General features: G+C 39.4%; 8 protein-coding genes. 7 read left to right on the top strand and 1 reads right to left on the bottom strand.

Annotation, left to right across the window (positions count from 1 at the left end; genetic code table 11):
• Positions 1-604 precede the first annotated feature (604 nt).
• From BM097_RS15205 to BM097_RS15175, 7 genes are all read left to right on the top strand, one after another.
• Positions 605-1,462 carry a patatin-like phospholipase family protein gene (locus tag BM097_RS15205; RefSeq protein ID WP_090552347.1) on the top strand — a complete coding sequence of 286 codons (858 nt, stop codon included), beginning with the start codon at positions 605-607 and terminating at the stop codon, positions 1,460-1,462.
• A gap of 58 nt (positions 1,463-1,520) precedes the next feature.
• Positions 1,521-2,348: a hypothetical protein gene (locus BM097_RS15200; RefSeq protein WP_090552343.1), complete on the top strand. Its 828-nt coding sequence runs from the start codon at positions 1,521-1,523 to the stop codon at positions 2,346-2,348.
• Between the two features lie 99 nt (positions 2,349-2,447).
• A complete protein-coding gene (gene clpB, locus BM097_RS15195) occupies positions 2,448-5,030 on the top strand; it encodes an ATP-dependent chaperone ClpB (RefSeq protein ID WP_090552339.1) in 2,583 nt (860 codons plus the stop codon).
• Positions 5,031-5,239: 209 nt separating this feature from the next.
• Positions 5,240-7,297, top strand: coding sequence for an endo-1,4-beta-xylanase (locus tag BM097_RS15190; protein WP_177197486.1), 2,058 nt, complete (start codon positions 5,240-5,242; stop codon positions 7,295-7,297).
• 82 nt (positions 7,298-7,379) lie between these two features.
• Positions 7,380-9,731: a family 43 glycosylhydrolase gene (locus BM097_RS15185; RefSeq protein WP_090552336.1), complete on the top strand. Its 2,352-nt coding sequence runs from the start codon at positions 7,380-7,382 to the stop codon at positions 9,729-9,731.
• Between the two features lie 97 nt (positions 9,732-9,828).
• On the top strand, positions 9,829-10,848 hold the full coding sequence (locus tag BM097_RS15180) for a LacI family DNA-binding transcriptional regulator (RefSeq protein WP_090552331.1): 1,020 nt from the start codon (positions 9,829-9,831) through the stop codon (positions 10,846-10,848).
• A gap of 18 nt (positions 10,849-10,866) precedes the next feature.
• Entirely contained in the window at positions 10,867-11,736 is an 870-nt protein-coding gene (locus tag BM097_RS15175; protein ID WP_090552327.1) for a CPBP family glutamic-type intramembrane protease, read from the top strand.
• Between the two features lie 145 nt (positions 11,737-11,881).
• Here the strand turns inward: BM097_RS15175 and BM097_RS15170 are convergent, their stop codons facing one another.
• On the bottom strand, positions 11,882-13,210 hold the full coding sequence (locus tag BM097_RS15170) for an ATP-binding protein (protein WP_090552323.1): 1,329 nt from the start codon (positions 13,208-13,210) through the stop codon (positions 11,882-11,884).
• Between the last annotated feature and the right edge of the window lie 474 nt (positions 13,211-13,684).

Raw genomic sequence — 13,684 nt, 5'->3', positions numbered from 1 at the left:
AAGTCATTCCTGGCTTATATACTTGAGACATAAAAAACTCTTTAAAAGCTAATGTGAAAGTTAGCCTATATGGGGTAACAGAGTGAGTGTATGGATTCTGTTCAAGTATGCTAATTTGTTCATCTGAGTAAACACGTTCTTTCTTCTTCATAAAAATTATCCTTCCATTGCTAATTATATCAGCAATTGACTGCCAAATCTGTGTCCACTATTGGTTTTCTAATCTTTATGAAGATAAAATCCATAGTAAAATGTGTCCACATTATGGATTCATTACAAAAAATACTTCCTAATTATTTATTAACGTGTCCACTCTATGGGGTCCATTTTAAGGCAGAGACTACTACCTGAAAGGAAAAAATAAAAATAGATAGTAGAGTTTTAGGCAGAGACTACTACCTGAAAGGAAAAAATAAAAATAGATAGTAGTGTTTTAGGCAGAGACTACTATCTGAAAGGAAAAATTAATAATAGATAGTAGTGATGCGAAAAAGAGCTACTAGCTTAAATGAACATATTGCTTATAGATAGTAACTACTGATTTACTATGAAGGAAAAAAAGTAATATACTGTTATAAAAAATAAATGTGAGAAGGAAGTGCTTATGAAAAAAGGACTAGTTATGGAAGGCGGTGCCATGAGGGGCATGTTTACCTGCGGAGTAATCGATGTTCTCATGGAAAATGGAATTGAATTTGATAGTGCGGTGGGGGTATCTGCTGGTGCCACATTTGGATTGAACTATAAATCAAAGCAGATTGGCAGGCCACTAAGATACAACAAAAAATATTGCAAGGACAAAAGATATGCCAGCATGGAGTCGCTGATAAAAACTGGTGATATCTACAATGTGCCATTTTGCTACGGCACTCTTCCTTATGAATTAGATATCTGGGATGTGGATACATTTTATAGCAATCCTATGGATTTCTATTGTGTGGCAACAGATATTACAACTGGCCAGGCCGTGTACCACAAATGCGATAATTACGATGCCACCCCTGAGGGAGCTGATATAAGCTGGATTAGAGCATCGGCATCTATGCCTGTTGTTTCACGCCCAGTGGAGATTGACGGTGGGGTATATCTTGATGGTGGCATGTCTGATTCCATCCCTCTTAAATTTATGGAATCTCAGGGCTGTGATAAAATTCTTGTAATAGAAACCCAGCCAGCTGACTATGTGAAAAAGCCTCAGAAATATATGGGACTGATTAAGCTGATGCTAAGCAAATATCCTAAGATGATAGCTACAATGGCTGGCCGCCATGACATGTACAACAACCAAAAGTCTTATATTAAATCTAAGGAAGCGGCTGGTGATGTATTTGTCATTCGCCCAGATGCACCACTTCACATCGGTGCCACTGAAAAGAACCCTGATGAGCTTCAAAGAGTGTATGACGTGGGCAGACGCATAGCAATTGAAAACCTGGATGAATTGAAAAAGTACTTGGCATAGTGCTAAAATAGGCATTGCAAAATATATGGACATAATATAAGTAAAGAGGTAAATGTTTATGAAAAAGTTATTAGTAGTTTTGTGTGCACTTGCTCTTACTGCAACAGCTTGTGGAAACAAAGAAGAGGCTGTAAATAATGCAGAAGCTACAACACAAGAGGCAGATGAAAACCAGGCAGCTGAAAATTCTGATGATGCAACTGAAAATGCAATCAACTTAGATGAATACGTAGGCGATTATGTTAGCGAAGAAACAGGCGAGGTTACTATCAACAAAGACGGTGACACCTATGCTATGAGCGTAACTATTTACGGCCTTGCTAACATGGATGAAGGGGATGTAATGCCTTTTGAAAATGGCGTAGCCTTTTACACAATCGACCCAAGCGGCAGCCCTATGACACTTTCATTTTGCAAGACAGATGATGAATCATATACACTTAAAGTAGAATCAAGCTCATGGGCTAATTTGGAAAATGGTACAGAATACGAAGGCTTCCATGAAGATAATGCTGATGTTGCAGCTCAGTCAACTTCAGATTTAGAAGATGGCGTGTACTACACAACATTAAGCAATGAGCCAGCTGAATATGCTGAAGAATACGCAACAAGCTTTATGCTAGAGTCTGATCATGTAGCTGTAGATGCATCATTTAGCAAAATCGCTGATGATGGTTTCACAGAGCTTGGTAAATTTGAGAAGAAGGTTTACAACATCGCCATCGATGGTAACACAAAGTTCTTAGCAGGTGGCGGCGAAGGCGAGCCACAGTACATGAGCGGTTCAGAGTTCAATGACTACATTGAACAATGCATGGGCTCAGGACTTGGTTTAAATATCATTATTAAAAATGGTGTAGCTGAAGAAATTGGAATTTGGTCTTAATTAATATTAAATAATTATAAATTATTAGCACTCCGACTTGTCGAGTGCTAATTTTTGTGTTAAAACATAATTACAGAGAAAAGGGTGGAGGTGAGATTTATGAACATCCAGAAATTTACACAGAAATCAATTGAAGCAATCAATTCCTGTGAGAAGATAGCTATGGATTATGGCAATCAGGAGATTGAGCAGGAGCATTTGTTGATGGCACTGCTTCGTCAGGAAAATGGATTGATTCCTTCATTGATTAGTAAGATGAATATAGATGTGGCTCAGTTTACAAACGCTGTAGATGCAGCGCTACAGGCTAGAGTCAAGGTTCAGGGAGGTGACCTCAGAATAGGGCAGCATTTAAATTATGTGCTTACCTATGCCGAGGATGAGGCCAAGGCGATGCGAGATAGCTACGTTTCAGTAGAGCATCTGATGCTTGCCATGATCAAAAAGCCTAGCACTCCTGTTAAGAACATTTTCAAGAGCTTTGGCATTACAAGAGATGCATTCCTTGCAGTGCTTGCAACAGTCAGAGGTAACCAAACCGTAAATACGGATAATCCAGAGGCTACCTACGACACACTTGAAAAATATGGTTACGACCTGGTTGAAAGAGCTAGAGAAAACAAGCTTGACCCGGTTATTGGCCGTGATGAGGAAATCAGAAATGTAATCAGAATCCTTAGCCGTAAGACCAAGAACAACCCAGTGCTTATTGGTGAGCCAGGTGTTGGTAAAACAGCGGTAGTCGAGGGCTTGGCACAGCGTATCGTACGAGGAGATGTGCCAGATGCACTTAAGAATAAAAAGGTATTCTCACTTGAGATTGGGTCCATGATTGCAGGTGCTAAATATCAGGGTGAATTTGAGGAAAGATTAAAGGCAGTCCTTGATGAAATCAAAAATTCTGACGGCGAAATCATCCTCTTCATCGATGAGCTTCATACCATCATCGGCGCTGGTAAGAATGGCAACGGCGGACTTGATGCAGGCAATATGTTAAAGCCAATGCTTGCCCGCGGTGAGCTTCACTGTATCGGTGCAACAACACTTGATGAATACAGAGAATACATCGAAAAGGATGCAGCGCTAGAGCGTCGTTTCCAGCCTGTTATGGTAGATGAGCCAACAGTTGAAGATACTATCTCTATCCTGCGTGGACTTAAGGAACGCTACGAAGTATTCCACGGCGTAAAGATTACAGATGGCGCATTAGTATCAGCGGCCACTCTTTCAAATAGATATATCTCAGACAGATTCCTTCCTGATAAGGCCATCGACCTTGTGGATGAGGCTTGTGCGCTGATTAAGACAGAGCTTGATTCAATGCCAGCAGAGCTTGATGAGATGAACAGACGAGTAATGCAGTTAGAGATTGAGGAGGCTGCTCTTAAGAAGGAGACAGACAAGCTTTCTCAGGATAGACTTGCAGACCTTCAGAAAGAACTGTCTGAATTAAGAGACGAGTACAACACCAAAAAGGCTGCTTGGGATAATGAAAAGAAGCTTGTAGAGGATGTTGCAAAGGTTAAGGAAGAGCTTGATGATGTTCAGGGCCAGATAAAGATTGCACAGCAAAAGTATGACCTTGAGGAGGCGGCAAAGCTTCAGTATGGTAGACTTCCAGAGCTTCAAAGCAAGCTTGCAGCAGCAGAAGAAAAGCTGAAGGCAAGGGATGCAAACCTTGTTCATGAAAATGTATCAGAGGATGAAATCGCAAGAATCATTTCCAGATGGACAGGCATTCCTGTTGCAAAGCTAAACGAAAGCGAACGCAGCAAGACACTTCATCTAGACGAGGAATTACACAAGCGTGTAATGGGACAGGATGATGCAGTAAAGCTTGTATCAGAAGCCATCATCCGTTCAAAGGCAGGCATCAAGGACCCTACAAAGCCAATCGGGTCATTCCTATTCTTAGGACCAACTGGTGTAGGTAAGACAGAGCTTGCAAAGACTTTAGCACAGGCGCTTTTCGATGATGAAAATGCAATGGTTCGTCTTGATATGTCCGAGTACATGGAAAAGTTTAGCGTGAGCCGACTTATCGGAGCGCCTCCAGGATATGTAGGTTACGACGAGGGCGGTCAGCTTACAGAGGCAGTAAGACGCAAGCCATATTCGGTAGTGCTTTTTGATGAGGTTGAAAAGGCTCATCCAGATGTATTTAACGTACTGCTTCAGGTGCTTGACGATGGACGAATCACTGATTCCCAGGGACGTACAGTGGATTTCAAAAACACAATCATTATCATGACCTCAAACCTTGGTTCACAGTATCTTCTAGAAGGTATTGATGAAGAAACAGGCGAAATTACTCACGCGACAAATGAGCTGGTCATGAACGAACTTAGAAATTCCTTCCGTCCAGAGTTCTTAAACAGACTAGATGAAATCATTATGTTTAAGCCACTTACAAAGGCTAACATAGGTGGAATAGTAGATTTGATTATGCAGGAATTAAACGACAGACTTGCTGATAGACAGCTGCACATAGAGCTTACTCCTGCAGCAAAGCAGTTTGTAATCGATCAGGGCTATGACCCAGTGTACGGAGCACGCCCACTTAGAAGATATATTCAAAAGAATGTTGAGACCATGGCTGCCAAAATTATACTTGGTGGAGATATCCATGAGGGTGCAACAATTACAATAGATAGTGATGGCATAAGCCTCACTTCAGAGTAGCATAAAGTAAGTAAAATCAATGCCGCAAATATCCTAAGATATTTGCGGCATTTTTGTGCATTATGCAACAAATTTGTAACTTTATTGAAATAAAGCAAGAATTGCTTACTAAATGGCAAGAATTAGCAATTGCGTTAAGTAGAATTAAGTTAAAATAATTTTGGCTTGAGGGGAGATGAGTTAAATCATTTTACAAGGGAGAAATGTAGATGAAAAAGAAATTTTTAAAGAGCTTGATGAGCAAGCTCCTGGTAGTTGCTTGCGCAGTAACAATGTGCGTATCAACACCATCAATCAATGCCCAGGCGGCAGAAACAACTCTTCTGAATACATATGGTTCTACATATGGTTATTCAGGCACATGTATCAATTTGTATCAGCTTCGTGATGCAAATCAGCTAGCATTTTTAAAAAAGCATTTCAACAGTATCACTCTCGAAAATGAGATGAAACCAGATGCTTTGTTGGGAGGTTCGGCTAGACTTATCCCAACAGACCAGGCTAAGCGACAGGGATATTATATTCCTGATAATTATCGTGAGCCTTATGTTCCACAGATTAACTTCAGCACAGTAGATGAAGTTATGAAAATCTGCTATAACAATGGTCTCAAGATGAGAGCTCATACATTAGTATGGCATGCACAGACACCATCATGGTTCTTCAGAAGCAATTATGCTGGATATGGTGGTTTTGTAAATCCACAGGTTATGGATGCTCGTCTTGAAATGTATGTAAAAACAGTAATGAACCACGTATACACAAACCAATATGGTAGTGTTGTTTATGCATGGGATGTAGCAAACGAAGTTTTACATGCAAATAACTCAGGTTGGGAAGCAGTTTATGGCAACAACAGAAAGAATGCTTCTTATGTAAAGAAGGCATTTAACTATGCTTACGATACACTTGAGTACTTCAAGCTTACAAATTCAGTAAAGCTTTTCTACAATGATTACAACACATATATGGAAGTAAATGATGTAATTACACTTGTTAATTACATCAATCAGGGAAGAAAGGTTTGCGCTGGTGTTGGTATGCAGTCACACCTTGGAACAGGCTTCCCTTCAGTTGATTACTATACAAATGCACTTAACTCATTCTTAAGAGCAGGCTTTGAAGTTCAGATTACTGAGATGGATATTACAAACAAGGGTGATTATGACATGGCTAACTATGCATATAATCTCTACAAGAATATCAACAAGGCTAAGAAGAATGGCGGAAAGATTACAAGCATTACTTGGTGGGGACTTTCAGACCAGACAACATGGATTAGCAATTCTGCTCCATTGTTGTTCTCTAGACCAGGTTCACCAAAGCAGGCATACAACAAGGTAATTCAGGCTTACACAGAAGTGATTGGACAGCCAGGCTCAAACCCAGCTCCACAGCCACAACCACAGCCACAGCCTACACAGCCAAGTGGTCAGAACGTAAATACAAACTCTACAGCAAACATTGCTAACGGCTGGTACTATCTTAAGAATACAAATTCTCAGAAGTACCTTACAGTTGAAGGCAACAAGGCTGCAGCAGCTACAAATGTAATTATCAGCACAGGTACAGGTGTAGATGGACAGAAGTGGTATGTTGAAAACTTAGGAAATGGTTACATTTCACTTAAGTCAGGTCTTGGCAACTACATGCTTGATGTTGCAGAAGGCAAGGGCGATGATGGAGTAAACATCCAGATTTACAATGCTTATGCACATGATCCACAGCAGTTTGTTGTAAAGAACACAAAGAAGAACGGCGTATATACAATCGCAACAAAGGCTTCTAAGGAAGTTAGATATATCGATGTATATGAGCACAAGAAGGCAGATGGTACAAACGTATGCCAGTGGTTATACTATGGCAATCCAAATCAGGAGTGGATTTTCGAGCCTGTACAGAATCAGTCACAGCCTTCAAACCCACAGCCACAGCCATCTAACCCACAGCCTTCAAATCCACAGCCACAGCCAGCAGCTACAGGCTTAAAGGCTACAGCTACTATCAACAGCTGGGGAAGTGGATACACAGCTAACATAAAGATTTCTAACAACACAGGAAAGAATGTAAACGGTTGGACACTTAAGCTTAAGAAGAGCGAAGTAAAGATGGATTCAAGCTGGAATGTAAACGTTAAGGAGTCAGGTGACTACTACGTAATCACACCAGTAGATTGGAATTCTTCAATCAATAATGGTGGAAGCGTTGAGTTTGGATTTAACGGTACAGGCAGCGTTTCAAGCAACCTTTACATGGATGTTCAGTAATATATTTGTCAGGTAACTAATAACTAATAACTTCCAACCCCTCAAGCCATGTTGTTGATAACAATGATTAAGAGGGAATTTTATGAATAAATTTATAAAGAGAATGCTCGGACTAGCATTGTCGGCAGCTTTATTTGCGGGAATGACACAGGATGTGTTTGCTGCCACAGTTATCAATGGAAGCTATGTTAAGGGCGATAATGAAAACAATCCGTTAGTTACACAAAGCTATGGCGCCGACCCAGGTGTCATGGTATACAATGATACAGTTTATATTTACACTACAAATGATAGTGAAGAATTCGCTGGCAACAACGAAAATACTTATGGAAAGATTAATCAGCTTAACTGCTATTCTTCAAAGGATTTGGTTAACTGGACAGACCATGGTGCTTTCAATATTGCAGGCAGAAATGGTGCAGCAAAGTGGGCTAACAACTCATGGGCACCAACAGTTTGCTGGAAGAGAATTAATGGTAAGGATAAATTCTTCCTTTATTTTGCAAACAATGCAAGCTCAATCGGCGTATTAACAGCTGATAGCCCAACTGGTCCATGGCGTGACCCAATCGGCAGAGCTTTCATTACAAAATCTACACCTAACTGTAATGTAGAATGGCTCTTCGATCCAGCTGTCCTTATAGATAGCGATGGAACAGGCTACCTTTACTTTGGTGGCGGTGTTCCAAGAGGACAGGATGCTCATCCAAGAACAGCACGTGTTATCAAGCTTGGTAACGACATGATAAGCACATCTGGTACAGCAGCTATGATTGATGCTCCTTATCTTTTCGAGGATTCAGGAATCAATAAGATTGGTAACACATATTACTATTCATACTGCTCAAACTGGAACTGCCGTGACGGTTTCAGAAACGCAACAATCCAGGTAATGACAAGCCGTAACCCAATGGGACCTTTCACATATCAGGGTGAAATTATGGGAAACCCAGCTCAATTCTTTAATGGTTCTGGTGGTAACAATCATCATCAGATTTTTGAGTTCAAGGGTCAGTACTACATGGCATATCATACTCATACAGTTGAGACACAGGTAGTTAGAAGAAACCTTGGATACAGAACAACTCACATCGATAGAGTTAATGTTTCAAATGGAAGAATCAGCGCAATCAAGCAGACATTAAATGGTGTTCCTATGAACCCATCTGTTAATCCATACGAGTGGGTACAGGCAGAGACAATGTTTACTCAGGCTGGTATCCAGGTCCGTGGTAACAGCGATGGAAATGCTTGGGTATCTGATATTAACAATGGTGACTTCACAAAGACCAAGGGCGTTAAGTTTACAAAGGGTGTTTCAGCTATCACTGCAACAGTTCAGAGTAACGGAAACGGAAGCATTGAAGTAAGAGAGGGTTCTCAGAATGGAACACTTCTTGGCACAATCAATATCTCTGGCACAAATGGTTCATTCAAGGATTTCACTGGAAATGTAAAGAACGTTTCAGGTACAAAGGATATCTGCCTTGTATTCCGTGGAAACTTTGCATTTGACAGATGGAAGGCAACAGATGCTAATGGAAGCACTGTAAATCCAGAGCCACAGCCTACACAGCCAAGCGGTCAGAACGTAAACACAAACTCTACAGCAAACATTGCTAACGGTTGGTACTACCTTAAGAATACAAATTCTCAGAAGTACCTTACAGTTGAGGGCAACAAGGCTGCAGCAGCTACAAATGTTTGCATCAGCACAGGTACAGGTGTAGATGGACAGAAGTGGTATGTTGAAAACTTAGGAAATGGATACATTTCACTTAAGTCAGGTCTTGGCAACTACATGCTTGATGTTGCAGAAGGCAAGGGTGATGATGGAGTTAACATCCAGATTTACAATGCTTATGCACATGATCCACAGCAGTTTGTTGTAAAGAACACAAAGAAGAACGGTGTTTATACAATCGCTACAAAGGCTTCTAAGGAAGTTAGATATGTTGATGTATATGAGCACAAGAAGGCAGATGGTACAAACGTATGCCAGTGGTTATACTATGGCAATCCAAATCAGGAGTGGATTTTCGAGCCTGTACAGAATCAGTCTCAGCCTTCAAATCCACAGCCTTCAAATCCACAGCCAAGCAATCCTGAGCCTTCAAACCCACAGCCTACACAGCCAACAGCTGAAAGCGGCCTTACAGCTAAGGCTACAATCAACAGCTGGGGAAGTGGTTACACAGCTAACATCAAGGTATCCAACAACACAGGAAAGAATGTAAACGGTTGGACACTTAAGCTTAAGAAGAGCGAAGTAAAGATGGATTCAAGCTGGAATGTAAACGTTAAGGAATCGGGAGATTACTACGTAATCACACCAGTTGATTGGAACTCATCAATTGCAAATGGTGGAAGCGTAGAGTTTGGTTTTAACGGAACAGGAAATGTATCTAACAATATTTACATTGATGTTCAGTAAATAATCCAGTAGTTTATGGTCACTCTGCCACTTGCAGAGTGACTTTTTTTATTAAAAATGGTACAATTTTACTAAAATTATTACTTCGGGGGAATATATGGCCACATTAAAAGAGATATCAGAGGCGACTGGATTTTCAATTACAACAGTATCAAGGGTGCTTAGTGAGGATGAGACCTTTAGCGTAGCAGAATCCACAAGAAGTGCCATCTTTGAAGCTGCAGAAAAGGTTAATTATAAAAGCCCTAGTCAGCGCGTGGAAAAAAATCGACAAACACAAAAATCATTTAAAGTGGGAATTGTTGAAATGGAATACGACCTGGATCATTTCAAGGACTCCTACTATATATACATGCGAAATAGCGTAGAAAAAAGTCTTTTTGATATGAAGCTTGAACCTATTGCATTTCGTTTTCATGAGGAGACTGGTGAGTACATAAATATTTCCGGAAATGTAGATGGTATCATTGCAATAGGTCAGTTTTCAGGGGCTCAGGTGGCAGCCATGGAAAAATGGACCAAAAATATTGTATTTATCGATTCATCACCAGCTACTGAAAAATACACTTCAGTTGTTCCAGATTACGAGACTGGCATCAGGCAGGGCGTGGAGTATTTGTATAATAAAGGTCACAGAAGTATTGCATTTACCGGTGTTAAATATACGTTGGATTCAAGAGCAGGCAAAATAATCGAAAGTCGTCGACGTATATTTGATGATGTGGTAAAGGAATATGCTGATTTGAGGGCATGTCATATCGACACCCCTAGCGGTTCAAGCGGCACTTCAGAAAGCATTAAAAAATATTTTGCAAGCACAAAGAAGTCCGACAGAGTGAGCGCATTCTTTGCGTTCAATGAACCTACAGCAATAGGCGTGCTACGTGCTATCGAAGCAGCGGGCTTTACGGTTCCAAAGGATTATAGCGTCCTTTCCTACAACGATACAGCCCTTGCTACCATGACACAGCCACAGCTTTCAGGAATTCATATTCCACTTCCACAGATTGCCCAGGCAGCAGTGTTCTTTCTTAACAGATGTATGCTGAAGGAATCCACCATGCCGCTTAAAATCATGGTGCCTACCACCGTGACAGAGCGAGAGAGCGTTAACTAAAAATAGAGGGGGTAGTGCATGAAAAATGAGAATTTAAGCAAGAAAAAGGTAGCTGTTATTTTTGTTATAGTTACACTTTTATTAACGTGGCTCTTTCAATTTACGCCAATAGTATTACAAATGAATGTAGAAGAGACTTCGGTATCTTCATTTGACTTTGCATCTATCTTTTTTGTTATCGGGGGTATGCTTCCATCACTTTTAGGAGGCATTTTTGTCGCTGTTTTATACAAAAAAGAGAATATTAAAGATTTCTTCAAAAGATGTCTAGTGCCAGATAAAAGAAGTATTTTAGCTATATTTATTAGCTTGCTTCTCATATGTATTGAGTGCTTTGTCACACAGACAATATCCAAGATGAATGGAGGAGAAAATCTCGGATTTGAGGGGCTAAAACTTATTGCGGGGAATCCATTAATGTTTTTCTATTTCCTGTTTTGGGGGCTGATATCAGGACCATTCTCTGAAGAGTTTGGCTGGAGAGGCTTTCTCTCAGATATGGTAATCAATAAAAAGAATGTTGTAAAAGGTTCGATAATTATTGGATTAATCTGGGGAATATGGCATTTACCACTGTTCTTTTATCCTGCTCAGATTCAGTATGAATGGGCTCATTCGAACATGCTTTTAGCGGTATGCTTTGTACTTATGTGTGTAACAAATTCCCTTGTATATAGTTCGATATATGTTATTTCACACAGAAAAGTCTTTCCAATATTCTTTTTACATATGTTTGAAAATATCGTTCTTACAGGAGCAATGATCTATCCATTCAGTGATGTTTACAAAACACTGGTTAATCCGGTTTCAATTGTACTTGATTTAGTATTTTTTGTAATCATTACCAGAACAAGATTATATAAAGATAGTCTTGAAGCCATGAATTAAATTTCAATAAATGCGCCCTCGCAGTAATGCGGGGGCGTACCTATCAACATTTATTTATATTTGATTTTCTTCCTGTGAAGAAGCTTTGTTTAGAAGTCCTGTCATGGGGTCTGTTACAGCAGCTTCAGAGTGTAGACAAAAAAAGTTACTCTATTGAATTTATCCATTCGGCGGCTAAATAAAGTGGCACATTTACCATCCATTCTTGTTCTCTGTATCCAGACATAGAAAATCTAACTGGTTTTAATTCATTATTGTCATCATAAATAGTTTTTAAACTTTTTGATCTTAGGTTTTCTTCGGCCTTCACTTCTATAGGATATACTGCATCTTTTTGAACTAAGAAATCTAATTCCAACGTAGAATTTTCCTTAGAATAATAATACAATTTTTCTCCAAGAGATATTAGTTCCTGCGCAATGAATTGCTCTGTAAATGCCCCCTTATATTCTTCAAAATAGTTTTCTCCAGTTAAAACCTCTTTTGCTGTGACATCAGCCATTGCTCCCAATAAGCCTAAGTCCGAGAGAAAAAGTTTAAAAGCGCTCATGTCTTCATAGAATTTTAACGGTCTCTGTACTTTGTTAACTCTTACAACTTTATGAATCAATCCTGCGTTAACAAGCCATTGGATTGCATCTTCAAAATCTTTGGCACGAGCACCTTTTTTTACTACGCCATAAACAAATTTCTTATTTTCTTTTGCTAGCTGTGAGGTTATACTATTCCAAACCATTATAACTTTAGGTAATAGCTCATCTGGCACATGTGTCGAAAAATCCTTCTCATAATCGCTTAATATTCGTTGCTGGATTTTTCTGACCTGTTTTAGATTCTCTTCTTCCAAATATTTTTTAACAACTTCAGGCATACCTCCAACATAATAATATTGACGAAGTAAATCTGTTAACCTTGATGAAAATGTTGCGAGTTCTTCCCAACGGTGTTCTCTAATCTGATCCACTAAAATACTATTACCGGTTGCCTCAACGAATTCTAGAAAGTTCATAGGATACATATTTATTTCATCAACTTTACCTACAGGAAATCCTGTCCCTGTATTTTCATCGTTGTTATTTTGACTTTTCTTTGTACGAAGTCTTACCCCCAACAAACTACCTGCGACAACAATATGGTATTCATTAGCATTTTCACAAAAATATTTAAGGCTAGTTATTCCACGTGGTACTGACTGTATTTCGTCCAAAATTATTAGTGTCTCTCCGGGATGAATTTCTTCACCTGAAATCGAAGAGAATCCACGTAATAAACGTTTTATATCATAATCTGAAAATAGCGATAGCATCTCTGGAGAATCATCGCAATTTATATATGCAACATTTTTATATTCATTACGCCCAAATTCTTTTAAAATCCAGGTCTTTCCAACCTGTCTAGCACCATCTAGTATTAATGGCTTTCTGTCTTTATCATTTTTCCATGCTAAAAGCTGTGAATATACTTGTCTTTTCATATGACCCTCCATTTTTATGAGCGAATATCTATAGATAGAATACAATTTTATGAGCGAATTATCAAGGCTATAGAACAAAAAAATGAGGGAAACATCTAAGCGATTTAACAATTTTATGAGCGAATCTATGTGCCATTTTGTATCAACGCTGAATTGAAATCCTGACCTCCAGTTTGCAAACTTAACCTCTAGTTCTAATTTTTTTGTACACTTAACTTCCAATTTCGCCTAGTCAAAACAGCACTTAGTCTTGCAAAATCACCCCTTTCTAGAAGTTACAATTACAAAGATAGAGCTTACTAATACAAACCTATTGAAATCAACATCTTCCAGGGTGTATTATCTCTCCAATAGATTATTTTTGAGCATGAAAATAAGAGGTCGAGGCTTCGTTTGGTTCTTTGCAAGAGAAACCTCCACCACTGCATGATTGTATATTTCATGCTTGAAAGCGGTCTTATATTTTGCTGCTTT

The organism is Pseudobutyrivibrio sp. OR37 (genome assembly GCF_900113655.1).
Lineage (GTDB): Bacteria > Bacillota > Clostridia > Lachnospirales > Lachnospiraceae > Pseudobutyrivibrio.
Note: the sequence above shows the minus strand (reverse complement) of the source record. Positions and strands in the feature narration are given on the sequence as shown.

Excerpts from the sequence above, each read along its gene's own strand:
- BM097_RS15205 (WP_090552347.1), top strand. The coding sequence starts at position 605 with ATGAAAAAAGGACTAGTTATGGAAGGCGGTGCCATGAGGGGCATGTTT.
- BM097_RS15200 (WP_090552343.1), top strand. The coding sequence starts at position 1,521 with ATGAAAAAGTTATTAGTAGTTTTGTGTGCACTTGCTCTTACTGCAACA.
- clpB (WP_090552339.1), top strand. The coding sequence starts at position 2,448 with ATGAACATCCAGAAATTTACACAGAAATCAATTGAAGCAATCAATTCC.
- BM097_RS15190 (WP_177197486.1), top strand. The coding sequence starts at position 5,240 with ATGAAAAAGAAATTTTTAAAGAGCTTGATGAGCAAGCTCCTGGTAGTT.
- BM097_RS15185 (WP_090552336.1), top strand. The coding sequence starts at position 7,380 with ATGAATAAATTTATAAAGAGAATGCTCGGACTAGCATTGTCGGCAGCT.
- BM097_RS15180 (WP_090552331.1), top strand. The coding sequence starts at position 9,829 with ATGGCCACATTAAAAGAGATATCAGAGGCGACTGGATTTTCAATTACA.
- BM097_RS15175 (WP_090552327.1), top strand. The coding sequence starts at position 10,867 with ATGAAAAATGAGAATTTAAGCAAGAAAAAGGTAGCTGTTATTTTTGTT.
- BM097_RS15170 (WP_090552323.1), bottom strand. The coding sequence starts at position 13,210 with ATGAAAAGACAAGTATATTCACAGCTTTTAGCATGGAAAAATGATAAA.